General features: G+C 39.8%; 20 protein-coding genes. 15 read left to right on the plus strand and 5 right to left on the minus strand.

What is annotated here, in order from left to right; translation table 11 throughout:
• Positions 1–123 precede the first annotated feature (123 nt).
• The 4 genes from R2Q94_RS14845 to R2Q94_RS14860 all read right to left on the minus strand — a co-directional run bounded on the left by R2Q94_RS14845 (position 124) and on the right by R2Q94_RS14860 (position 3,175).
• Positions 124–447 carry a phage holin family protein gene (locus R2Q94_RS14845; RefSeq protein WP_316822251.1) on the minus strand — a complete coding sequence of 108 codons (324 nt, stop codon included), beginning with the start codon at positions 445–447 and terminating at the stop codon, positions 124–126.
• Positions 448–581: 134 nt separating this feature from the next.
• Entirely contained in the window at positions 582–1,367 is a 786-nt protein-coding gene (locus tag R2Q94_RS14850) for an SDR family oxidoreductase (protein ID WP_316822252.1), read from the minus strand.
• A gap of 42 nt (positions 1,368–1,409) precedes the next feature.
• On the minus strand, positions 1,410–2,552 hold the full coding sequence (hemW, locus tag R2Q94_RS14855; RefSeq protein ID WP_316822253.1) for a radical SAM family heme chaperone HemW: 1,143 nt from the start codon (positions 2,550–2,552) through the stop codon (positions 1,410–1,412).
• Between the two features lie 41 nt (positions 2,553–2,593).
• The gene (locus R2Q94_RS14860) at positions 2,594–3,175 is read right to left on the minus strand and encodes a YdeI/OmpD-associated family protein (protein WP_316822254.1); all 582 of its coding nucleotides are present in this window, start codon (positions 3,173–3,175) and stop codon (positions 2,594–2,596) included.
• 334 nt (positions 3,176–3,509) lie between these two features.
• Here R2Q94_RS14860 and R2Q94_RS14865 point away from each other — a divergent pair, with 334 nt between their 5' ends.
• The 15 genes from R2Q94_RS14865 to gldN all read left to right on the plus strand — a co-directional run bounded on the left by R2Q94_RS14865 (position 3,510) and on the right by gldN (position 23,867).
• Entirely contained in the window at positions 3,510–4,076 is a 567-nt protein-coding gene (locus tag R2Q94_RS14865) for an RNA polymerase sigma-70 factor (protein WP_316822255.1), read from the plus strand.
• A gap of 93 nt (positions 4,077–4,169) precedes the next feature.
• Positions 4,170–5,327 carry a FecR family protein gene (locus R2Q94_RS14870; protein WP_316822256.1) on the plus strand — a complete coding sequence of 386 codons (1,158 nt, stop codon included), beginning with the start codon at positions 4,170–4,172 and terminating at the stop codon, positions 5,325–5,327.
• Between the two features lie 156 nt (positions 5,328–5,483).
• Positions 5,484–8,831, plus strand: a complete 3,348-nt coding sequence (locus tag R2Q94_RS14875; RefSeq protein WP_316822257.1) for a SusC/RagA family TonB-linked outer membrane protein — start codon at positions 5,484–5,486, stop codon at positions 8,829–8,831.
• A gap of 9 nt (positions 8,832–8,840) precedes the next feature.
• Positions 8,841–10,262 carry a RagB/SusD family nutrient uptake outer membrane protein gene (locus R2Q94_RS14880; protein ID WP_316822258.1) on the plus strand — a complete coding sequence of 474 codons (1,422 nt, stop codon included), beginning with the start codon at positions 8,841–8,843 and terminating at the stop codon, positions 10,260–10,262.
• Between the two features lie 16 nt (positions 10,263–10,278).
• Complete coding sequence (locus R2Q94_RS14885) at positions 10,279–11,055, plus strand: DUF4843 domain-containing protein (RefSeq protein ID WP_316822259.1); 777 nt, start codon at positions 10,279–10,281, stop codon at positions 11,053–11,055.
• 45 nt (positions 11,056–11,100) lie between these two features.
• Positions 11,101–12,612 carry a PKD-like family lipoprotein gene (locus R2Q94_RS14890; protein ID WP_316822260.1) on the plus strand — a complete coding sequence of 504 codons (1,512 nt, stop codon included), beginning with the start codon at positions 11,101–11,103 and terminating at the stop codon, positions 12,610–12,612.
• Between the two features lie 44 nt (positions 12,613–12,656).
• Complete coding sequence (locus R2Q94_RS14895; protein WP_316822261.1) at positions 12,657–14,030, plus strand: TlpA disulfide reductase family protein; 1,374 nt, start codon at positions 12,657–12,659, stop codon at positions 14,028–14,030.
• A gap of 116 nt (positions 14,031–14,146) precedes the next feature.
• A complete protein-coding gene (locus tag R2Q94_RS14900) occupies positions 14,147–15,661 on the plus strand; it encodes a retropepsin-like aspartic protease (RefSeq protein WP_316822262.1) in 1,515 nt (504 codons plus the stop codon).
• A 10-nt stretch (positions 15,662–15,671) separates the two neighbouring features.
• Positions 15,672–16,829, plus strand: coding sequence for a thioredoxin family protein (locus tag R2Q94_RS14905; RefSeq protein ID WP_316822263.1), 1,158 nt, complete (start codon positions 15,672–15,674; stop codon positions 16,827–16,829).
• Positions 16,830–17,184: 355 nt separating this feature from the next.
• On the plus strand, positions 17,185–18,168 hold the full coding sequence (locus R2Q94_RS14910) for a DUF4271 domain-containing protein (RefSeq protein ID WP_316822264.1): 984 nt from the start codon (positions 17,185–17,187) through the stop codon (positions 18,166–18,168).
• 17 nt (positions 18,169–18,185) lie between these two features.
• Positions 18,186–18,956, plus strand: a complete 771-nt coding sequence (locus R2Q94_RS14915) for a uroporphyrinogen-III synthase (RefSeq protein WP_316822265.1) — start codon at positions 18,186–18,188, stop codon at positions 18,954–18,956.
• A 234-nt stretch (positions 18,957–19,190) separates the two neighbouring features.
• Positions 19,191–20,552 carry an SUMF1/EgtB/PvdO family nonheme iron enzyme gene (locus R2Q94_RS14920; RefSeq protein ID WP_316822266.1) on the plus strand — a complete coding sequence of 454 codons (1,362 nt, stop codon included), beginning with the start codon at positions 19,191–19,193 and terminating at the stop codon, positions 20,550–20,552.
• A 31-nt stretch (positions 20,553–20,583) separates the two neighbouring features.
• Positions 20,584–21,393 carry a gliding motility protein GldL gene (gene gldL, locus R2Q94_RS14925; RefSeq protein ID WP_316822267.1) on the plus strand — a complete coding sequence of 270 codons (810 nt, stop codon included), beginning with the start codon at positions 20,584–20,586 and terminating at the stop codon, positions 21,391–21,393.
• A gap of 45 nt (positions 21,394–21,438) precedes the next feature.
• Positions 21,439–22,977: a gliding motility protein GldM gene (gldM, locus tag R2Q94_RS14930; RefSeq protein ID WP_316822268.1), complete on the plus strand. Its 1,539-nt coding sequence runs from the start codon at positions 21,439–21,441 to the stop codon at positions 22,975–22,977.
• Between the two features lie 8 nt (positions 22,978–22,985).
• Entirely contained in the window at positions 22,986–23,867 is an 882-nt protein-coding gene (gldN, locus tag R2Q94_RS14935) for a gliding motility protein GldN (RefSeq protein WP_316822269.1), read from the plus strand.
• Between the two features lie 127 nt (positions 23,868–23,994).
• Here the strand turns inward: gldN and uvrC are convergent, their stop codons facing one another.
• Entirely contained in the window at positions 23,995–25,803 is a 1,809-nt protein-coding gene (uvrC, locus tag R2Q94_RS14940) for an excinuclease ABC subunit UvrC (protein ID WP_316822270.1), read from the minus strand.
• Positions 25,804–25,820: the final 17 nt, after the last annotated feature.

The raw sequence follows: 25,820 nt of genomic DNA on the forward strand, positions 1-25,820 counted from the left end.
TTTCGAATACTAATTCGAAAGACCGCTTTTTTTATGTGTCTTTGTTTTATAACCGAATGTTTTTTAGTCGATTAAAAAATATTGCGCAAACGTTTGCGTCTGTTTTTAAAACTTCTGTTTGTGTTATAGGATCATTCCAACGATAGCCATCACTAAAGCGATGATGATTGCCGGGACAAATCCTGTGATTTCGAAATCGTCAAATAACTTGTCTGCTAATTTGATCATTACAGCAGTCACAACTAAATGAACAAAAAAGGATAGGAAACCTAAGGTAACGATATTCAATGGAACCCTTAATACCCAACCTAAAGTTGCGTTTAAGAGGCCAATCACTAAGGCAACCACAATTGCAGTACCGTAATTTTTAATTCTTACAGTAGGTAGAACATAAGTCATACCCAGTAAAATACCGGCGTTGACTAAGAGAGTGATGATAAAATTCATAGCTGATTTTTTGAGTTTTCAATGGGTCAAAAATCAATCCAAAAATTAAAGGCCAGTTTAATCAGTAGGCCTTTAATTTTCCAATTCTGGAAATTCCATATTGTGATATGGAAACATGCAACAAGCAAAATCAATTAAGTAACCTTTGCAGTTCTGATGTATTTGGAGAATTTTAGTGGAAAGAACCTTTTTAACCAAACGCCTTTAACCTCTTTACCCCCGATGTAAACTTCTTCTTTTCCTAGGTCAATTGCTTTTACAATCAATTCTGCGCAGGTTTCGGGTAGCATTCCTGTCTCCTGTGCTTCATCCATTGTTCCTTGTGGACTGCCGGAGGGCGTTAAGGCATTTAAGGTTACATTGGTTTTGATGAAACCCGGGCAAACGATCGTAATTTGAATGCCTTTATCATATACTTCGGATCTTAAGGAGTCGAAATAGCCATGTAATGCATGTTTAGAAGCCGAATAAGCAGAGCGAAGTTTAGTACCAAACTTACCCACCAGACTACTGATGCAAACGATCTGACCAGCACCATTTTCGATCATCATTGGCAAAACAGCTTTGGTTAAAGCAACTGTACCCCAGAAATTGACGTTCATCAGTCGTTGTTCTACAGCCAGCTCTGTTTCCAACGCTAGTCCACGCTGACTAATTCCTCCACTATTGATCAAGAGATCAATCTTTCCAAAAATTCGAATCGCTTCTGTTGCTTTTTCTGCCAATGCGCCTGTGTTTTCCAGGTCCAGCGACAATACATGGACATGCATCTTGTTTTTGCAATTGCCTTTTACACGGAACAATTCATCCCGGTTACGGGAAGAAATGATCAGTTTAGCGCCCAGATTACTATAAGCATAAACCAATGCTTCTCCTATGCCGGATGAGGCTCCGGTGATCCATATCACTTTATCTTTCATTTCTAAAATGCTATTGTAGCAGTATTTTTATTTTAAACTGGTTTACCGGTGGTCATCAGGAATTAAGAATAATTCTGAGGCAATATGATCAGCAAATAATTTACCATCTAAGGTTAAAGTTAAATGATCTTTTTCATTGATCAACCATTTCCTTTCGATAAAAGGGTTGATGCTTTTCAGCGTATCCTCTCGGAAAATCTGACCAAAATCTGCGGTTATTTTATCCAGACTTGTTCCCCACATGGTACGCAAGGAAGTCATGATGTATTCATTAAAGCGGTCGTACAGATCTAAGGTCTCTATGGTTTCCGGTAAATGTCCTTCTCTGATTTCCGCTAAATAAGCTGCATTGTTAGCGATGTTCAGGTAACGGGTATGGCCATCAAATCCGTGTGCGGATGGGCCGATACCTATGTAAGGAATGCCACGCCAGTAATTGGTATTGTGTACTGCGTATTGGCCAGGTTTGCTAAAGTTAGAAATTTCATAGTGTTCAAAACCGCCATCTTTGAGTTTATCAATCAGCATCAGAAACTGTTCTGCGCTTTGTTCATCATTTATCGGTGTTTGTTTACCTCTTTTGATGGCACTGGCAAGTGCGGTTCTTGGTTCTACCGTTAAAGAATAAGCAGAGATATGTGGGGTTTGAAATTCTATTGCTTTATTGATGTTACTTAGCCATTTTTGATTGGTCAGTAGGGGATAGCCATAAATCAGATCAATACTTAGATTTTCAAAACCGGCATCCTGACTTCTTTTGATACAATCTTCCGCTTCCTGCGCATTGTGTGCACGGTTCATCCAGATCAGATCTTCTTCAAAAAAAGACTGGATGCCTATACTGAATCTGTTGACAGGTAATTGTCTTAAGTCCTTGATTTTCTTTGCATCAAGATCATCTGGGTTGGCTTCAATGGTGATTTCCGCATCTGAAGCAATTGAAAAATGTTTGGTCAGCGTATTGAAAATCTTCTCGAATGCTGCGGTTGGGAGTACGGATGGTGTGCCTCCGCCAAAGTAAATACTGCCAACCTGATGGTCGTTAACCCTATCTTTTTTTTTAATGATTTCTGTGCAAATTGCATCAGTCATCTCATCAACGTATTTTAAGGTGGTGCTAAAATGGAAGTCGCAATAAGTGCAGGCCTTTTTGCAAAATGGAATATGGATGTAAATGCCGGACATCTGGCAAAAGTAAGCTATAAAAATAAGATATCCTTTTTCCTTTATCTAAACTGTTTAGGCCTCAGTTTTTGGGCAGCATGTTCCGCTACCTCATCAATTCTTTTTTTTCTGGTTTCTGGTCGTTTGGCGCTCAGAATCCAATATAGTATCATCTTTTTAACAGATTTCCTCAGGCTGTTGAAATAATCCGCTGAATCTGGCAGCGACCTGAATGCTTCCTCCAGATCTTTCGGGATGATCAATTCCTCTACTTCATCCAGGTTAGTCCATGAACCATTTTTCTTTGCGATTTCAATACTTTTTAGTCCCGCTTCAGCCATCAATCCTTCAGCGATTAAGCGTTCGACTTTAGCTTTGTTAATTTTCGACCAATTGCTGGTTGGTTTTCGCTTAGTGAAGAATTGTATAAAACGCTCTTCGTCGATCGTTTTTCGAGTACTGTCAATCCAGCCAAAGCAAAGTGCTTCATCTACAGAATCGCTCCAGGAAACACTATGTTTGGTTGATTTTTGTTTATATTGAATAAGCCAAATGGACTGGCTTGAATGATGATTTTCCTTTAACCAATTTCTCCATTCTTCCTGGTTCTCAGGGCAAAAAGTTTCTATTTCCTTGTGCTGCATGAGCTCGTTCTGATTAAAATAATACTTCTCAAATATTACTGATTTATCGCTAAGGTCTTTTGATATCCCTTAGCGTCCTTAAAGTTAGGATTTAATTGGTACAAGATTTAGCTCATTTTTTTGCTTTTTTATCATCCATCCTGATAATTTATACATTATAAAATTCTGAGAAAGCTGTTTTTAAAGCTTTGGTGTTTACGTATTTAATGGTACTTTTGAACTTCACGAAATTTTATTAGGCAAGAATCGAGCTGCGGTCGTTTAGAAAAGATTGCATGGATACTGTACAGCCTAAAGATATCGTTTGTTTGGTTTCAAATTACTAGCGGGGGCAATGTTAGCTGATACGGCACTTTCTGATGTTGAATTGATTTCACTGTTGAAACAGGGGAATGCAGCAGCGTATACCGTAGTTTACAATCGTTATTTTGAGGAACTTTACCTCCATGCTTACAACCGTTTGCGCGATAAGGAAGAGGCCCAGGATTTGCTTCATGAGCTTTTTGCAACAATCTGGAACAAAAGGGCTGAGTTACAGATTAAGTCGAGTTTAGCGGCTTACCTCTATACTGCGGTGCGTAACAGGGTTATGGATGTGATTGCTCACCAGCAGGTAGAAACGAAATATATCAGTTCCCTGCAATATTTTATGAGCCATGGTTATTGCGTCACAGACCATCAGGTAAGGGAACGACAGCTTGCTGCATTGATTGAAAAAGGCATCAAGGATCTTCCTCCAAAAATGAGAGAGATATTTGAACTGAGTAGGAAGCATGAAATGAGCCATAAAGAGATCGCAGTCCAATTGAATCTCTCTGAGCAGACCGTTCGTACCCAGGTTAAAAATGCCTTGAAAATACTGAGGGTAAGGCTGGGAATGATGCTCGTGCTCTCTCTATGATCTGAATTTTTTAAATAATTATCAATTTTCTCTACCCCATAAGCATTTGCTTTCCGTCTATAGTTTAAAAGGGGAGATATTCCTTTTTAAACTATGCAAAATAAAGAAGCAAAAGAACTACTGAATAAGTATCGCAATGGCGGATGCAATGAGACAGAATTGGCCTTGTTGGAAAGCTGGTATCTGGAGGATACGGAAGTAGCGGCTATGCAATTGAGCATGGAGGAAATTAGGCAAGCTAAAACTCAGGTATGGGCAACGTTGCCCGTTCATGATGCCCAAAAATCAGTGGCTCAGAAAAAAGTACGCCGGTTATGGTCCTCTGTTGCTATTGCTGCTTCGATTGTACTTTGTTTGACCGCAGGAATTATCCTTTTAAAAACGAAACCAAATATAGGTAGGACGGTCTTTAAAGGAGAAACAGCACAAATTGTTCCTGGGGGGAACAATGCTGTTTTAACCTTGGCCGACGGTTCAAAAATTTCGCTGAATGATGCTGAAAATGGGCAGCTGGCAAATCAGTCTGGGATTGTCATTACCAAAACCAAAGACGGACAACTTGTTTACAGCATTTCGGAAAGCGCAGCAGCTACCGGAGATCAGAAATTAGCCAGCGCACATAATACCATTACTACGCCAAGAGGAGGTCAATATCAGGTGAACTTACCTGATGGGAGTAGGGTTTGGCTAAATGCGGCTTCTTCCTTAAAATATCCTGCTGCCTTTAGTCTTAATGAACGTAAGGTAGAATTAAATGGAGAGGCTTATTTTGAAGTTAGCCATGATCAAAACAGACCATTCAAAGTCGCGTCCAACCGTCAGGTGGTAGAAGTGCTGGGTACGCATTTTAACATCAGTGCATATGCAGAAGATAAATTGGAAAAAACGACCCTTTTGGCAGGAAAAGTAAGGGTGAAACTTCAACAGGGAAATGCTGAAGCTGTACTTCGTCCCGGAGAACAGGCGGTTTTGCAAAACCAGTCATATAAAGTCTTGGAAGTGACTACCGAAGATGCCATCGCCTGGAAAAATAATGCTTTCGTATTTAACAATGAAGAACTGGGAAGTATCCTGGATAAAATCTCCAGATGGTATGATGTGGAAGTGACTTGTCCGCCGGAAATGGAAAAGATGATTTTTACCGGATCAGTATCCAGAAATAAAAGCATCACACAAGCATTACGGATTATGGAACTTACCGGAACTGTACATTTTAAGATTGAGGGAAGGAGGATTACTGTAATGCCTTAAACCTTTACTTTCTCTTAAGGCTTTTATCCTCAAAACAAGAGCCAGGAGCGGTCGCAACGCCCCTGGCCTTTACTCTTTTGGAGTGTTTTGTCTGGGAAAGGCTGTAAAATTTTCTGAAACTAAACATTGGATCCTAAACCCAAACTAAACAAATGTATGAATTTTTATAGGACATCGAAATGCGGCGATCCCAGTCGTATTTGTGCCAATATTTTATTGAAATTGAAACTTACTTTTATACTGTTGATCACTGTAATCCTACAGGTTAGTGCAACCAGCTATGCCCAGATTACACTCAAAGAAAATGCTGTTCCGATGGAACAGATTATCAAAAAGATAAGAAAACAAAGCGGTTATGACTTTTTTTATAATGCAAAGATGCTGGCAGGAGCGAAACCAGTTACCATTGATGTTAAAAATGCTTCTGTAGCAGAAGTCCTGGCGCATTGTTTTGCCAATCAACCCCTCACTTACCGTATAGAAGAGAAAACAATTGTCGTGCAATTTGCTATGCCAAAACCTGTAGCCCCAAAACCTGCAGTAGTGTCAGGAACGGTGTTGGATGAAAACGGACTCCCGATTCCAGGTGCCTCTATCCGTATTAAGGGAAATGGCATCGGTGCTACTGTCAGTAATAAAGATGGGGATTTTAAAATTATCCTCCCTTCGGAAAACGAAACCATCCTCATTTCTTACATGGGTTATAAAACCAGAGAAATACAGTTGAAGCCCAACCAGCAGCCATTGATCGTTAAACTGGAGGTTGCGGAGAACAACATGAAAGATGTGGTGATCACCGGAACCGGGATTACCCGTAACAAAAACACCTTTACTGGGGCGACCGCTACTTTTACTGGCGAGCAATTGAAAGCTGTAGGAAACCAGAATATCATTCAGGGATTAAGAGCCCTAGACCCTTCTTTTGTGCAACTGGAAAATAATCGTTTTGGTTCCAATCCTAACGTGTTGCCAAATATTGAGGTACGCGGAAAAACGAGTATCTCGTCCTCTCTGCAAGACCAGTTTGCTGCTGATCCAAATCAGCCCCTATTCATTTTGGATGGTTTTGAAACTACTTTAAGAACGATTGTGGATTTGAATATGAATAGGATCGCCTCTGTTGTAATTTTGAAAGATGCTGCATCCACCGCGATGTATGGCTCAAAAGCCTCAAATGGAGTAGTGGTGATTGAAACCGTGAAGCCCCGCCCCGGACAAATGCGTTTAAACTATACGACCGATTTAAGTGTGGAACTTCCAGACCTGAGTGGCTATAACATGATGAACGCAAAGGAAAAATTAGAATTTGAAAGACTTTCAGGTAGGTACAATGTGGACAAAAGTTTTGATTCGAATCCACTTTCACAGCTCTATCAGGATTCTCTGTACAATAGCCGCCTGGCAGAAGTACAAAGAGGTGTAGATACGTATTGGTTAAGAGAGCCGGTAAGAACCGGATTTTCTCAAAGGCATTCTATTTATGCAGATGGTGGAGATAACGCTTTTCGTTATGGAGTAGGTGTGACTTACAAGAAGCACAATGGTACTATGAAAGGTTCAGGAAGAGAAGACTGGGCAGGAAACGTAGACCTTAGTTATCGTAAGGGAAAACTGAATATTTCTAATCAGATTTATATCAATGGCTATGAATCTAATGAATCTCCTTATGGTTCATTCTCAACTTTTGTAAATGCTAATCCTTATTACCGTAAAAGTAATGACCGTTATCTGGAGCTAAGTGTAGACCGTCAGGGTGTGCGTTTTCCGGTAGAGAATCCTTTATACAATGCAGGTTTGAATAATATCAACAGAACTACAAACTTTGCCATTCAGAACAATTTGCAGATGAATGCAGATTTGAGTAAGGAATTGATTTTCCGTGCGGCTTTACAATTGCAAAAAGGAGTTACTACAGGAATTAGATTCCTTTCTCCATTACACACCAGCTTTGACGAAGCCAGTATCTTTGAAAAAGGGTCTTACAGGAACAGTCGTATAGATAACTTTAGCTATAATGCCAATGTTGTGTTGACCTATGGAAAGGTTTTTGCAGATGCCCACTCTTTAACCGCAAATTTTCGTGCAGACATCAGAGAAAATGACAACACAAATTTATCGATGTCTGCGGTTGGATTTCCGGCTTCCAGCAATGGAAACCCAAGTTTTGCCTTCAGCTACAGTCCAAACTCCAGACCAGTTGCAATTATTGGGAAATCCCGTAACAATTCTATACTCGCTTCTGCTAACTATGCTTATAAAGGTCGGTACCTGGCGGATATTTCCTACAGATATGACGGATCAACGGCTTTCGGTTCTAATAAAAAATACTCCCCTTATTATAGTGGAGGGATTGGCTGGAACCTCCACAATGAAACGTTTATGAAAGCAGTTAAGTTCATCAATATTTTTCGCCTGTTCTTAAACAGTGGGGTTACTGGTAATCAGAATTTTGCTTCTGCTTCTTCCTTGACTACTTATGGACATGATTCTTTTGTGAACATCTACGGACAAGGAGTGAACATCAATGCCTTGGGGAATCCCAACTTAAGGTGGCAAAACTCTGTTCAAACGAATCTGGGAACAGATATCGTGATGTTCGACAATAAGTTTAGTATCAATGCCAATATTTATCAGAAAAGGACAGATCCTTTAGTGGTGGCGATAGACTTACCTTCATCTACAGGAATCAGCTCTTTCCCAATCAATGCAGGTTCATTAAATATAAAAGGGCTGGAGGCTACAGTAAAATACTCGCCTATTTATAAACCAACTGAAAGAATCATCTGGACCATAGGTTATATGGCGTCTTTATATAGAGGAACATATAGTGGCTTTAACAACCAGTTGGCCTCACTGAATGCGAATCAGCAGAGAAACAATTTATTGATGCGATACAAAGATGGGTACAGTCCGAATGACATTTGGGCAGTGCCTTCTATGGGAATTGATCCGGCCTCAGGAAGGGAAATTTTCCGTAAGAAAAGTGGGGAATATACTTTTGTTTATGATGCCAATGATATTGTAAAAGTTGGTAACGAACAGCCTAAAATTGAGGGTGTATTCAGCAATAATGTGAGCTATAAAGGTTTTACTTTCGGTATGACACTTAGGTATATCCTAGGTCGTGAAATCTTTAATACTGCCCTGTTTAACAAAGTAGAGAACATTTCCATCAAAGAATTGGCGAATAACCAGGACAAACGTGCACTGTACAACAGGTGGCAAAATCCGGGTGATATTGCGCAATTTAAGGGAATTAGTCTGACTGATAAAACGCAAATGTCATCCAGGTTTGTTCAAAAAGAAAACCTGCTGAGTGCAGAATCGGTAAGTTTTGGTTATGATTTTCAGCATAATAAATGGCTGAAAACCATCGGACTTTCTTCCTTGAGATTAAACGCCTATATGAATGATATCTTTCGCATTTCTTCCGTACAAGCAGAACGTGGAATTGAATATCCATTTGCAAGGTCCGTTTCTTTTAGTCTAAACGCCAGTTTTTAATCTTTTATCATGAAAAAATCACTTATAAATACTTGTTTATTTGCCGGCCTTGCCTTGATGATGGCGCTTAGCTCTTGCAGTAAATGGCTGGATGTACAACCAGAAGATAAGTTTACAGAAAAACAAATTTTTTCCAGTCTGGAGGGAATTTCTGATGCCATAAATGGTGTTTACCTGGATATGGGTAAAACAAAATTATATGGTGCGACACTGACCAGTGCTCATTTGGAAATTTTTGCCCAGCGCTATAATGTACCAAGCGTACACAACTATACCCGATATCAAACCTATAATTATGAGGATAAGGTCGTTAAAGCCAGTCTTGACTTAATCTGGACGGATATGTATAGAAATGTGCTGAATGTCAATAAGTTTATTAAAAACCTGGACGCTTATCCGGGAGTATTGGATGCAAAAGCGGATTCTATTTTTAGGGGGGAAGCGTACGGTCTTAGGGCTTTTCTTCAATTTGATCTGCTGCGGATGTACGGACCAAGATACAGCAGTGTTGATTCTTTAAGAACATCAATACCTTATTATACTGATGCAGGTACAAACGTAAATGAGATTTCTCCTGCAAATATAGTAATGCAAAAGATCGTTCTTGATCTGAAAAAGGCAGAAGCCCTATTGGCTGCAGATCCGGTAAGGAAGCAGGGAGTCCTGAAAGTGGCAGAGCAGCCTTACCTGCAATTTCGCAATTATCGAATGAATTATTTTGCATTAAAAGCATTGCAGGCCAGAGTTTATTTATACCGCGGTGATCAGGTTTCCGCAGCAGCAGCGGCTCAGGTAGTGATCAATAATTCGGAGAAGTTTCCCTGGATTGAGAATAAAAATATCATGTCTGATAAACAAAATCCTGATCGTGTATTTTCTACTGAAATCTTATTTGGTTTGCAAAGTATAGATATGTACAGCAATTACAGAACATTCTTTTCAGCCGATCAGCAGACGCTTCAAATATTGGCTCCTGGAGAGAATAACCTAAAGACATTGTTTGAAAACAATGAGAACGATTACAGGTATAATCCAAACTGGATGATGACGGGGATTGGTGGAAAGAGTTTCAAAACATTTTTTAAGTATGCTGATATCGATAATAAAGCACTTGTTTATAGGATGACCATGCCTTTGATCCGTTTGAGTGAGGTGTATTACATCGCAGCTGAAGCAGGAAAAAATGTGGAATATCTGAATAAAGTGCGTAACCAGCGCGGGTTACTCAACCTGCTACCGACAGCAAACTTTGATACTGAGTTGCTCAAAGAGTACCAAAAAGAGTTTTTTGGAGAAGGCCAGCTATGGTTTTACTATAAACGTAAAAATGCCACCAGTATTCCTAATCCTCTTGTTGCTTCGGGGAACTTAACAATGAACCTCAGCAATTATGTATTTCCACTACCATTATCAGAATTAAATCCACGCTAGTTTAAAAATGATCATCATGAAAAGATATATATACGCGATCTTCAGTCTCTTCCTGTTCGGCAGCATTTTTAGCTCCTGCAAAAAAGGATTGAAGGATTTTGATGGCACAACAGGAATTTATTTTCTGCGGGCCGTGGAGCCGCTTAAAAAAGACGGAGCATTGCTGGATAGTACAGTGGTTAGTTTTGGCTATACTACAGCGACAACGACAGATTCTACTATATTAATCCCGGTCAGGATTTCAGGTGCCCCCTTAAATACCGAGCGGAGTTATCAACTGAGCATCGATACAAGCTCTACTGCAGTGCGTAATCAGCATTACCAGATTTTAAATACTAAAATTTCTATTCCTGCAAATCAGGTTACCGATACGTTAAAGGTAAAACTGATCCGGACGACGGATATGCAAACCAATTCCTTTAAACTAATTCTGAACCTGAAAAGTAATGAACATTTCAAAACGACTATGCAAGATCAGGTAATCGATTTGGCGACAGGCAGAAAATTAAGTTTCATCAGTCACCGGATCCAGGTTACAGATCTACTAATAAAGCCTAAAGCCTGGCTGGATACTTATCTAGGTACCTTTAGCAGGAAGAAATTATACCTGATGGCGGAGGTTATGTCTATAAAGAACCTGAGTGTTTTGGACGATAGGAAGCTGACCAACCCTGGTCATTTAATCTATTATGGCTCCTTTATGCAACGCTACCTGAACGAGCTGGAAGCGAAAGGAGAGACGATATACGATGAAGACAAATCGAAAATGAAAATGGGACCGGCAGTTCAATAGTTTTCTTATTAAAATTTAAATCAAATGAGCTTAAGTTATAAAAAAATGAAACAAATAGTATTGCTCGCAGTATTGCTGCTGACCTTCTCCTGTACCAAAGATCTTGGTAATTACGAGTATCAGGAGATTAATGCAGTAAATTTCTCAGGAATCGAGCCTTTATATACTGTATTGGTAGGTGAAACACTACAAATTAAGCCAGTGTTAAAGTTTACAAGGGATGAAAGCGGGAAAGAAGACGACTATACTTACGAGTGGATAGGTTTCAAAATTGAGACTACGGCAAATGCAACGACCAAATTCGTTATTGCCAACACTAGAAATCTGGACCAATCTATCGGATTACTTCCCGGAGATTACAATGTTCATTATGCAGTGAAAGATAAAAGAACAGGGGTTTCTTATCGATCAGTTTTTAAATTAAAGGTGGAAACTTCCCTGAATGAAGGCTGGCTGGTTTTAAATGATGTCAACGGTCAGGCCAGATTAGACATGGTCTCTAAAATTAAGGACAAATACAAGAATATTACAGATGTTTTAAAAGTAGCAGAATCTGGATTAAGCCTGCGGGGGAAACCATTAGATGTGTATTGTTATGCTTACAATTTTTCTGAATATGGGGTGTATGTCAGTACCGATCAGAGTACAGATCGTGTGGATCAGAATACCTTTAAATGGAAGAATACTCTCAACCTGAAGTATGAGTTTGTAGCCAGTGTCCCTGATGATTTTCATGCAGACTTTTTCAGTGCAATTAAGGAGCCTTCAGCTTATGGGACTTCCTACCTTTTTGCCAGAAACAAAGTATATTTTTATCAAAGTACGCAATCTATTCGTTATGGACTTCCCATTAACCTGGTGAAAGGAGAGATCAATACTTTTAAAGCAGCTCCATTCGTCACAGTGGCTCAGGATCCATCTACACTTAATGCAGTGGCAATTATGTTCGATGTCGATAAAAAAAGATTTTTAAGACATGGCAACAATGAAAATACATCCTCCACGATGGCCAATCCAACTAACCTATTATTTAACTACAATAATGTGGGAATGGATTTACTTTACATGGAACAGGTAACTTTCAATGGCGGGGAGGTCTTTGCGCTTCTAAAGAATTCTGCAGGAAAAGTATTTCTTGCCCGTTTTAATCCTACTAATGGCATTCAATCTTATTTTGAAGAAATAGCCGTTTCTGAGATAAGCAATGCGGAGCATTTTGCAGTTCATCCTGGCTTTGGTTACCTCTTTTATACTATCGATAGCAAAGTTTACGAATATGACACCTCTTTGAAAACCACAAAACTAATGCTGGATAAGGGCACCGAAAAAATCTCTCTGATGAAATTCCAGAAGTTTGCACAAAAGGGATCTTTAAGACCATATAACGATAGTAGAAAAGATCAATTGTTGCTGTGTACCTATAATCCTGCACAGGCCGCTGATCAGAACGGTACTATGGAATTATATAACGTTCCTAACCTGAATGCAGCATTGACACTTGGAGAAAGCTATACAGGCTTCGGTAAAATTGTGAGTGTTTCATATCGTGAACGTTAAACCAATCCTCAAAATTATTTAAACACAACACCTAATTATAAACTATGAATATTAGAAAATTAGCCATTGCCGCCCTGTTGGCTTTTCCTTTAGGAAGCAGCTTTGCGCAATTACCAGTACAGGTAACCGGCTTAATGAAAAAACAAACCATTAGCCCGGTAAAGCTTTTCAAAGTCATCGAAGGCCGTTCTGTAGAAATTGCCTCTGCTACGCCTGGAAATACAGGTAAATTTGGATTTATATTTTATCCGGAATATGAAGGCCTTTATGTAATTGGGACTGGAATTGCTGGTAGTCCATCAGGAAATTACAAATTCTATTTTAAAGGTGGAGAGCAGCTGGGACTTTCTCTTTTAGACAGTACCTATGTATTAACCGGAAAGCAAAATTCAAAAGAAAATCTATTGTTGACACAATGGCATGAGGTGTTAAAGCCAGTAGAAATTAAGTCGGTGACTTTCATGAGCAGCTTTGTGGATTTCTTTCCAACTTTAGAAGAGGTGGCGGAAAAGTCTAAAACCTTTATGGTAGGTAAAACGAGTGGAAATGTGAATTTCGATCGTCAAATGAAAAGTTTCATGGAGTTAGATCTGGCTATGTTTGCAACTAACTTCCTGCAAACCCCTCGCGGAGCCCATCCTTCAAGTGAAGAATTCAGCCCTTATTTTGATGAGATGAAAGCCTTGAGATTTTCAAAATATACCGGGAATATTTATCGCTATCCATGGGGGCAACGTACTCTTTTAGGGATGATCAATGCAAATATGAATCAAGGTAAAATTAAATATGTAAGAGGGATGGAAGGGGTCAAAACCTTGATTTCTTTTGTGGCTAATGATACGCTGAAAGCAGATGTGATCCTGGATGCTGCCAGTAAAATTAAAGTTTACAAGGATTACAAAGAATTAAATGATACTTACCAAAAATATGTGGTGACTAAAAGTCAGAAGGTGAAAAATATGGACATCCTTTCCGGTCTGGCACAATTGAACCCAGGGGATATGGCCTATAATTTCTCCTATCCGGACAATAAAGGGAAAGTGATTTCATTGGGAGATCTAAAAGGAAAAGTGGTCTTGATTGATGTTTGGGCAACCTGGTGTGGACCTTGTAAAGCGGAGATTCCTTACCTGAAAAAACTGGAAGAGGAGTTTAAAGGAACAGATCTTTCTGTGGTAAGTGTGTCTTTTGATGAGCTGGAAGATAAAGAAAAATGGATCCAGATGATCAAGGATGAAAAGTTGGGAGGTACGCATTTATTTGCAGGCGGATGGGCCGATTTTGCTCAATATTATAAAATCAGAGGGATTCCACGTTTTATGGTCTACGATAGAGAAGGTAAAATCGTAACTGTTGATGCGCCTAGACCATCAAATCCTGCGCTAAAAGCACTTTTGGAAAAGACATTAGCAAAATAGTATCCCTATTGTTAATCAGTGGCTATCCCCGATAGCCAGTAGAAATGCCGGTGCATGGTGTTATTTTGATCACCAGCCCGGCATTTTTTTAATGACCCAGATTTAATAATTGTCAAATGAATAAAAGATATCAATCGGGCCTGCTGGGCCTGGCCCTCTCTCTATTGAGTGCTTTTCCTACGCCTGCACAAGAACGCTCTGCTGCGGTGCTCATTTCGGGTTTAAAGACCATGTTTATTCAGAACAATGCAGAGCCTGTGAAGTCTCAGCTCTCTACGGAATTTTCTATAGCAGCGTATACTCATGAAAGTGCCATCAAAGTCTTAAACATTATTGCCGGTCGGTATGAATGTGATTCCGTATCACTGGTTGCTGAACAGACGGTGGGAACCATCAAAAAATTGCAGTTGAAACTTTATGACAAAGGTCTGTTGAAAACAGAAACCGGTCTTTATGCCGATCAGAATTATCGGATATGCTATGTGGATCTTTTTGATCAGCTCTATGGCATGAACCGTTACCAGTCCTCTAAATTAAAAGCCAAAATTCCCTTTGAAATCCATGATGGATTTATCGTGCTCCAGGTGAAAATTAACAACCACCCGCTCCCCCTGCGGTTGATGTTTGACACCGGAGCCGATGGAATTGCGGTGCTTAAGGAAAAGGCAGAACAAATTGGTTTAAAAGAAACCACCTCTCAAAATGCCTCAGTAGTGGGGGCAGATGTTAAAATGTCTTTTTCCCAAGGAAATGTAGTTTACCTGGATAGCCTGGCATTTAGAGATCAGAAAATCGCCCTTTTTAATGAACTGCATAAAGGAATGGATGGAATTATCGGTAATGGATTTACCCGACGATACATCACGAAAGTAGATTTTGACCAAAAGGAACTTTCTTTGTATGATTATGGAGATTATCAATATGAAAAAGTAGGGGCTTCAGTGCCTGTAAGTATGCCTTCAGGGGTGTACGTCATTCCCGGTATATTGAGCATTACCGCCCCAAAACCGGTGAATGGAAATTTTGTATTTGATTCTGGTGCCGGGTATCAGTTGATTGCTTTCCGACCATTTGTGAAAAAGAACAGACTGTTGGTGTCGGGTTTTAAAGCCGAATATAATGGTAGTACAAGCAGTATGGGCGTAAGCTCCCCAACCTTTAGCGGAAAGGCTGCAGCTTTCTCTTTCTCGCATATGCCTGCTGTAAACGATATGCCGATTACCCTAATGGCCGGTGGTGGTGCCAATGAAAATTGGGATCCCGGCTTCGATGGATCTATCGGATTGCGGTTAATCAGTAGGTATAATTTCACCATCAATATGCAAAAGAAGGAAATCCATTTTAGTCCCAATAGGACCTATGATTATCCGCATGATTTTGCGATTGGAGGTTTTCTTTTTGGCTTCAATAGCGATGGAGTGCTGGAAGTTCAGAGCCTCACTAGTGGGGAAAATATGAAAGTGAGTCTTAAGCCAGGGGCAAAGGTGAAAAGTATTAATGGGCTGGCTGCTGCGATTTTTTTGAAGGATAAAAAGCAATTGACAAAATTAATGAGTTCCCCAGTAGGAACTGATATTGTCGTAGAATCAACTCAAAATGGGATGTCGTTTAAAGACGTTCTTGTCAAATAAAAAATTAAAAATGATGAAATCTATTAAATGCATTTTTCTGCTCTTACTGATGGCAGTTTCATTTGGCCTACATGCTCAGGAAAGCCAGTTTATCAAAGTTAGTAGCTGGGAATCTTTGCTTTCAAAAGCAAAGAAAGAAGGAAAATTGGTACTGATCGACAGCTATTTTATTGGCTGTATCCCTTGTAAAGAAATGGATGATGAGGTATTCCCTTTAGAGAATGTGAAAGTTTTCATGGAGAAGAACTTTGTGAATGCAAAAATCAATTTCATGACAGAAGAACTTGGGAAACAACTACAAATCAAATATGGGGTGACGGGCTTTCCTACGTTCTTAATTTTGAACGGGGATGGACAGTTGATCTCCAGATTTTTGGGATATAAGGATGCGGATCAGTTTCTGAAATTACTGTCTGAAGCCATGGATAAATCTGCAAATGGATTGGTCTTGGCCGGTTTTTCGCCTGAATTAAACGTCTTGTATCCAGATTTTTATACGGAAATGTTCAAAGCCAGAAAATCTATGAATCCGATTGAGGTAGCTGCTTACATGGACAAAAATAAAGAAGTAATGAAAGAGGGGCATGCGCTGCCGTTCCTCCTTACGAAGCATATTAATCCCTATTGGAATTCATATTTTTTGGAAAATTATGCGCAATGGGAGCAGGCCTTTGGTAAAGAACTCATAGCGATAAAACGTAATGTGGTGATTAAAGAAGGGATGAAAGCGATCGGAACAAGCCGTGATGATGCACGTTTTGCCAGCTTTCTAAAGGAAGTTCAACCTAAGATCGTCTTAAAAGACTGGCCTAATGTGAAATTGAATGCCGCAGAACATTATTATTTGAATCTGCATAAGGATGCAAAGGCCTTTTTTCAGTTCGCCCTGGAAAATGCAAATGATGACGAGAATAAACTGGTTTACCTTTCTTCCCATCTGAATGGCCCAAAGGTGGATGCGGAAGAAAAAAGATTGTTTTGCGAATGGATGAAACAGGTGGTTAGCGCTGGTTCCGGTTATGAAATGCTGACCATTGCGACTCGTTTGATGCTCGCGCAAAATGATCTGGAACAGGCTAAAAGGTATGCCAAATGGGGGCTAAATAAGTCGGTTTTACTTCAAAAAGACGGCAGTTATTTTCAAGGGGTATTGGCACTGAAAAAATAAAGAAACCATCTCGAAATTATTCTGAAGAAATGATGGAAAATGGCTGAATGTTCTCTGAAAAAAGTCCAGATTGAGAGGGTGTTGGGATGGAGAGTTCGTTTGGGATTTAGTTGGGATTCCTGTATCCATAACCAACCAAACTCCATCCCAACCCCATCCGAAGGTGGTATTCTTCCCGAACACTTCCCCGATTCTTCCAGACATAAGCTTAGGTTCATTTTTTGAAATTTATAAGCACTTTAAAACCTGTAATTGGGGCACATTTTATTCCCTCGTTTTCGATTCTTCTTTTCCTTTTAAGCAGGATCTGAAAACGGTTGGGAAACTCATGCATATTTAAGCTAAATTTGCAGCAATGAATTCAAATCGCATCATCCTGTTGCTCTTCTTTTTTTGCTTGGCTGGCTTTTCAAAAGCGAATGCTCAGATTCCTGATATTGCTGTGGATACCTTGCAGCAAAGGACTGCCTATCCGAAGCGGGTATTGAAGGATGCGGCATATTTTGCCCGGCAAAAGTTCGTGACCGATTCGATCATGACACATACTTGGATTTTGCCGGATTCCCTGATTGATAAAAACATCATTATAGACAGCATCATTAAGGCAAATACTCATGGACGTACAAGCCTGTTAAATCGCTATCAGGAGATAGGCGATGCCAGAAAAGTTTCAGCCTACCGTTCTGGTAAACCATTGCCTCATGGAGAACGCTGGGTGCTGGGGGTGCTAGTCGTTTTACTCGCCATCTTTGCCGCTTTGAAAATTTATTTTTCAAAACAATTGCAAAGTATTGTCCAGTCCTTCTTTAGTAATAGGGTGCTTAACAACCTGAATAGGGAAGATAATTTGTTTACCTCATGGCCTTTTCTACTGCTGTTTGTGCAGTTTGGATTCACTTTAGGAATGTTTTTTTACCTGGTTTCCCAGTATTATCACCTCGCTTTTGCCAGCAGTGGTTTTCAGTTTTATGCTAGTATTTCTATCCTGATTATCGTTTTATACGTGATGAAAATTCTCATTTTACGTCTTTTAGGCTACCTGTTTGAGGTGCAAAAAGCCGTAAATGAATACGTTTCCATATTATATTTAAGTTACTTTAATCTTTCTTTAGTTTTCATCCCTTTGGTAATTGCATTTGCCTTATCTCCTTTAAGGTATGGAGCTTACTACGTGGTAGCTTCTTTTGTACTTCTCGCAATTATCTTTATTTTTCAGTTTATTAGGGCAGGGATAAATATTTTATCTCATTATAGATTTTCTAAAGTCTATTTGTTTTTGTACTTTTGTGCCCTCGAAATTTGCCCTATATTAATATTAATCAAGGCAATAGGATTTTAAAGCGGTAATTAGGTAAAATGCAAGAAAAGACAGAAGATAGGTTACGTAAAGTGAAAAATATACTGATCACCTTACCAAAACCGGAAACAGAGAAGTCTCCTTATTTTGATTTGGCAAAGAAGTACAACCTGAAAATTGATTTTAGATCATTCATTCATGTTGAAGGTATTCCAGCCAGAGATTTCAGAAAAGATAAAATCACTTTGAGTGATTATACTGCAGTAGTGTTTACCAGCAGAAATGCAGTAGACCATTTCTTCCGGATTTGTGAAGAAATGAGATATGATGTTCCTGCTGACCTGAAATATTTCTGTATTTCAGAATCTACCGCTTTGTACCTCCAAAAATATATTCAGTACAGGAAACGTAAAATCTTCTTTGGTAAGCAAACTGCTGCTGACTTAGCGGAGGTGTTGAAAAAACACTCTAACGATAAATTCCTATACCCTTGCTCTGATATGGCAACTGAAGATACCATGAACTTTTTGCAGAAAAATGGTTATGATTTTACTCCGGCAGTACTTTTCAGAACTGTGGTGTCTGATCTCTCTGATCTTGCTGAAGTTTTCTATGATGTGATTGGCTTTTTTAGCCCTTCGAGCATCCAGTCGCTTTTCACCAATTTCCCGGACTTCAAACAAAATAATACCCGTATTGCAGCATTCGGATTGAATACGCATAAAGCGGTTATGGATGCGAACCTAATTGTAGACATTGCAGCTCCATCTCCGGAAGCGCCTTCTATGATTATGGCCATCGAGAATTATATCAAGAAATCCAACAAGTAATCTTATACACTTAATTTTATACCCCAAATTGTGCTTTCTAGCGCAATTTGGGGTATTTTTTTTTTGAGGGTTAGGTTTTTTTACTTTGAAGTAGAACCTTCTTTCGGACAGGTGGTTGGTGCTGGGAATGAACGGATTATTCCGTTCATTATTATCTTTCCGCGTATTTTTATGGCTTAATAGTTGTGAATGTGAATCTTAATATATAAAATTGCTATAAAATTGCGGGAATATATGAGGAGAAACATCTACTTTTTGGGATTTATAGCTACAATTTTTCTTGCCAGCTGCGGAAAAGGCGGCCAAGGTGAGCTGGTTGGAGTCTACAATAAGAAGTTTAAAAACAACAGGGTGCCGCTTGGAATGGTCTACGTACCACCAGGGAGAACCTTGATTGGAATGTCTGATGAAGACATCAACAACTCTCAGACCTCCCCAAGCCGAATGACTTCTTTTAGTGCTTTCTTTATGGATCAGACCGAGATCTCCAATGCAGAATACCGACAGTTTGTAAATTGGGTAAGGGACTCTGTAGCGGTTACTACACTCGGACCAACTGTGGCTGCAAATTTTTATAAGCCGGTTCCCGCAAATGCCGGACCAACGTCCTCTTCTGAGCGTTATATCGATTGGAAAAAGGTCGGAAATGGTTCTTTGCTTTGGAGTAGAAAAAATGGAGGCTTCGGTGCCAAATTAACCGATATGTACTATAGCGGTGCAGATGCCCTTCCTGGCAGAACAGAAATTGATGTGAGAAAGCTGAGGTATGCTTACAGTTATAAAAGTACTGATCTGGAAGCCGAAGGCCGTAAAGATCCCAGTAAGAAAAGACAGGATTTTATCGTGACTTATTCCGACCTTCCTGATCCTGAAAAACCAAATCAATACCCTTCCGTAAATGTATACCCGGATACCTTGGTTTGGAAAATCGATTATTCATATTCCCAGAATGATCCGATGGTGAAAACTTATTTCAACCATCCTTCTTATGATGATTATCCCGTTGTAGGGGTTAGCTGGGAACAAGCCACTGCATTTTGTGTGTGGCGTACACGTTTCTATGAATCGGTGGCCGTTGCCAGAAAACAACCGTTAAACTCCAGACCAGAATACCAATTGCCAAGTGATGCCCAATTCGAATACGCTGCAAGAGGTGGTAATGTAAAAACAAAATATCCCTGGGGCGGGCCATATATTCGTAATACCAAGGGGTGTATGCAGGCCAACTTTAAAGTTGGGCGTGGAAATTATTCAGATGATGGTGGTTTATATACCGTAAATGTGAAATCTTATTTTCCGAACGACTATGGTTTGTATAATATGGCTGGAAATGTTGCAGAATGGACTGTTACGGCCTATAATCAGTCGGCCGCACCATTATTGTTAGATTTCAACCCAAACTTTACCTACGTTGCTAAATCTACAGATAGCAAATACCTGAAACGCAAAGTCGTAAGAGGCGGCTCATGGAAAGACATCGGATTTTTCCTTCAAAACTCTGTAGGTACTTATGAGTATCAGGATCAGGCCAGATCTTATATTGGCTTCAGGTGTATTTCCGCTTATCCGGGATCTGATATCCGAAATAAAAATTAAAAACAACATATACCAAATTCATCCTAAAAAAATGGTAGCAAAACGTAAATTCGATAAAATGCACCTGGCAATATCGCTGGGAGCCAGTGTGGTTATTCTAGGCGCACTTTTTAAAATTCTTCACCTTGGGGGTGTATGGGGTAATTACATGATAGGAATTGGACTAGGTGTGGAAGCAATTCTTTTTGCTTTAACCGGATTTATTCAGCCAGAACCAGAACCTGCATGGGAACGGGTATATCCTGAATTGAGAGATGATTATGATGGGGAATTGCCGAAATCTTCAGCAAGAAATATCGCTCCGGTGGCTGGATTTTCTTCTACTGCAGCCCTTGATAAAATGTTGACTGATGCTAAAGTTGGTCCTGAATTGATTGAAAGCCTGGGCAACGGACTTCGTACCTTTGGGGATAAAGTGGCTGCTATTTCCAATGTAGCTGATGCCTCTACCGCAACTTCCGAATTTGCCGGAAAGATTAAAACTGCTTCTGCAAGTTTTGATGCTTTGAATGGCGCATTCTCAAAAGCAACAAACCAATTGGTGGAAATCGGTGAAAGTGCCGGCGCCTCTAAATCTTATCATGAACAGGTAAATGCATTGGCTAAAAATCTTTCTGCTTTAAATGCTGTATATGAATTGGAATTGCAGGATTCCAGTGCGCATTTAAAATCAATGAACAAATTCTATCAGAACATCGCTTTGACGATGGATAACTTCAGTGGTTCTATGGAAGATTCTAAACAATTTAAGGACGAAGTTGGGAAACTGGCTAAGAACTTAGGTTCTTTAAATGCAATCTATGGTAACATGTTGTCGGCGATGAATCAGCCACGCGTTTAATCCGTATTTAATTAGTGATCATTTCATCATCAGACTGAATTAAGAATGGCCGGAGGAAAACAAACAACAAGGCAGAAGATGATCAATATCATGTATTTGGTATTGTTAGCTATGCTTGCCCTGAACGTATCAGATACGATATTGAATGCTTTTAAGAACATTAATGACAGCTTGCAGACCTCAAAAAATAATGTCAGCACCAGCATTGATCAATTGTTCGCCGCATTTCAAAACACAAAATTAAAAGAAGAGCCTGCAAGGGCACAGCCCATCTGGGAAAATGCCAATAAAGCGAAAACGTATGCTTCTGAACTGAATGATTATATTCAGAAAATTAAAGATCAGTTTGTAGTTGAAGGTAAAGGGATTGATCCTGAAACCGGAGATTTAACGGAACGTTCTAACTTGGATATCGCCCAGGGCATTATGATCAACCAAAAAAAAGGGGCTGATCTTCAAAAGAAAATTAATGAAACCCGTGAAAAGTTGATTGCCCTATTACCGGAAAAAGACCGTGCACAGGTGACTTTTTCTCTGGAAGCTAAAGATGCCGAAAAGCCAGTCAATGGAAAGAAAAACTGGGCAGACATTAACTTTGGTGAAGGCACGCCATTAACCGCTGCCAATACCATTCTTACCAAAATACAGGCAGATGTGAAAAATGCGGAGGCTGAAGTAGTAAAGAAATTATTCGGAGATATGGATAAGGCATTGGTCAACTTAGATCAGTTTGATGCGGTTGCTGTAGCACCGAGTTCTTATGTGATCCAGGGACAGCCCTATACCGCAGAGGTATTTCTAACCGCAAGCGATTCCAGATCTACTCCTGAAATTTCGGTAAATTCGAGCCCCCTTTCTGTGAAGGATGGTAAAGGTACCTATACCGGAAATACGGGGAGTGTTGGAGTATTCAAATGGTCAGGTTTGATACGTGTAAAACAAACAGATGGTAAAGTTGTAGAATATAAAACGCCTGAACAATCTTATCAGGTGGCTAAACCTTCTGCTACCGTATCTCCTGATAAAATGAATGTCATCTATGCGGGTATCCCTAATCCATTCTCTGTTTCTGCAGCAGGTTTTCCATTGGAAAGCGTAAAAGCAACTATGCAGGATGGATCTATTTCCGGAGGTAATGGTAAGTTTACTGTTAACGTCAGTGGTGCACAGGTAGGCAGAGAGTTGAGCATCAACGTTTCTGCAAATACCGGTGGTAAATTGTTAAATCTGGGTTCTCAGACATTCCGTGTAAAAGCCTTGCCAACACCAAAAGCGCTGGTGAAAGGTAAATCCGGTGGTAGTGTAGACCTGGAATGGCTGGAAAATGCCGGACTGCTGGACACTCAGCTGGATGATTTTGTTTTTGATGTAAAATATAAAGTGATCAGATTTGCGGCAACGTTCATCAACCCAAGGTCTGACGCTGTAACAATACAAAATAGTGGTGCTGGATTTAGTGGTCAGGTAAAAGGGGCCTTGAATTCGATTAAACCAGGAGCTACCGTGGTTTTTAAAGACATTGTTTGCGAAGGGCCAGATGGCCGTCAGCGCGTGTTGGATGGCATCACATTTAGTGCAAAATAGGATTGAATATGAAGAACATTTTAAGTATTTCGGCATTACTGTTATTGGGATTTACTGCATCTGCACAAGATGTAGCTCCTCCGGTTAAACCAAGTACAATAAAGAAAGCGAAAATCAAAACCCCGCCTAAAGATGGCTTTTCGGCTAGAAAGGACGTGGATAGTGCAGTGATGGTTCCTTTCGCCGATGTGAGAGAAGAGGATGTGTTTTACTCCAAAAGGATCTGGCGTGAAATCGATTTAAGGGATACCATCAATTCGGTATTGAAAGCTGAAAATGCTAGGTTAATTGATGTATTGCTGGAAGCCATTACCAATGAAGAACTGACCGTTTATTCTCCTAAAGATACGACTGCAGGTAAATTGCTGGAAGACAATGATTCTTTCAAAATTGCATTAACCACCCAACAGGCATTGCAAAATATGCGCGGTACAACAGAAGGCACTCCTGATGCGACCACCGGTAAAATTGCTGAACCTACTTTAAAAAGATTCAGACCAGATGAATACCTAAAATACAGGATTAAAGAAGATTGGATTTTAGATACTAAGCGTTCGGTTTTTGAACCTAGAATTGTGGGTATTGCACCAATGAAAATGGTGGAAGGCAACTGGCAGCCTGTTTTTTGGATCTATTATGATGATGTAAGAGAATTGCTGACCAAAAAGAAACTGATGAATCCAGGAAATGATGCCTCGGTATTGACTTTTGATGATTTCTTCGTGAGACGTTTATTCTCTAGTTATGTAGTGAAAGAAACGAACCCTGGAAATAAGACTATCGTGGATATGTTAGGATTAACTGACATTAAAGATCCAAGAAAATTATACGAATCGGAAAAGATTAAGAAATCTATCGCAGACTTTGAACAGAGTCTTTGGGAATATTAATCGCTTCCTGGCATAAAAAAATCCGGTCTCTATTAAGGACCGGATTTTTTTATGCCAAAATTTTCATTGAAACCACACTATTTCTTGTGATTCGCCTGAACTTTGTCAAGATCCATCTGCGATATACTTAAGTATTGGTTTCTTGTTTAAAATAATTGGTTAATGCGATTACCTGAGATTTGTTCAACACTTTCTGTAATTCCGTAATCTTAGCTTCACGGATCTTTTTAACCGATTTGAAATGACGCAAGAGCTTATCAGCTGTAGTCTTCCCAATGCCTTCAATTTTTTCCAGCTCGGTCTTTAAAGTGCCTTGATCGCGTTTCTTCCGATGGAAGGTAATTCCAAATCTATGGGCTTCATCACGGAGTTGCTGGATCAGCTTAAGGCTCTCCGATTTCTTGTCCAGATACAATGGATAGGGGTCGTTTGGGAAGAATAATTCTTCCAGCCTTTTAGCGATACCTACGATCGCAACCTGATTTTCTATACCCAGCTTTTTTAAGCTACTTAAAGCAGAGGATAGCTGGCCTTTACCACCGTCAATGATGATCAGTTGAGGTAAGACGCCTTCTTCTTCCAACATTCGCTTATATCGTCTGAAAACGGCTTCTTCCATGGTAGCAAAATCATTAGGTCCTTCTACTGTTTTCACGTTGAAATGCCGGTAGTCTTTTTTTGAAGGTTTAGCATCTTTGAAAACGACAATAGCTGATACGGGATAAGCACCCTGGAAGTTCGAGTTGTCAAAACACTCGATATGTTTAGGCAGCTCGCTCAAGCCCAGATCCTTTTGCATCTGGCTTAAAATACGGTCTGTTCTTAAATCCGGATTTAGTTTTTCATATTGGTTTAGTTTCTCTTTTCTGAAGAACAGTACGTTTTTCTGAGAAAGATCCAGTAAGCTTTTCTTTTCGCCAAGCTTAGGAACTGTAAATTTGAGGTTTTTATCTTCCAGAGTGATATCAAAAGGAACTACGATTTCTTTTGAAGTGCTGTTGAACTTGGTTCTGAACTCTGTGATGGCCAAGCTGAGCAGCTCCTCATCGCTTTCATCCAGTTTCTTTTTAATCTCTATAGTTTGAGTCTGAATGATACTGCCATTCATGACTTTCAGGTAATTCACAAAGGCATACCGTTCGTCGGAAGCAATACTCACGACATCAATATTGGTAATAGAGCTGCTCACTACGGTTGATTTGCTCTGGTATTTTTCCAAAATAAGGAGTTTCTTTTGATATTGATGGGCTAGTTCAAAGTTCAGATCTGCGGCTGCATCCTTGACAATCTGCTTGACCTCTTTGATGACGCTTCCAATTTTACCATTCAGAATGTCTTTGATTTCCTGAATATTCCTGTCGTAATCTGCGGCCTCCTGGTAAGCCTGACAAGGTCCTTTGCAGTTCCCGATCTGGTATTCCAGGCATACCTTGAATTTCCCATCATTGATGTTTTTCTCTGTCAGTGGTAAATTACAGGTCCGTAGACTATAGGTTTCTTTGATGACATCAAGAATGGTATGCATCATACCTACAGAAGCGTAAGGTCCGAAATAGGTAGAACCATCCTTTACCATATTCCTTGTCCAGAATACCCTCGGAAAGGGTTCTTTCTTGATGATGATCCAGGGGTAGGTCTTGTCGTCCTTCAACATGATATTGTACCGGGGCTGGTGCTTTTTAATCAGGCTGTTTTCCAACAGCCAGGCATCAATCTCGGTATCTACAATGGTAAAGGTGATTTTCCTGATTTTGGAGACTAGCACTCTGGTCTTTCCATTGAGCTGCTTGTCCTGGATAAAATAGGAAGCTACCCGATTTCTCAGGTCTTTGGCCTTGCCAATATATATTAAAGTATCCTCCGCATCCCAATATTGGTATACACCGGGCTTATGGGGAATATCGGCCAATACTTTTTTATACTCAAAAGTACTCATGAAAATCGCTTTTAAGG

Source organism: Pedobacter gandavensis (genome assembly GCF_032678465.1).
Classification (GTDB): Bacteria; Bacteroidota; Bacteroidia; order Sphingobacteriales; family Sphingobacteriaceae; genus Pedobacter; species Pedobacter gandavensis_B.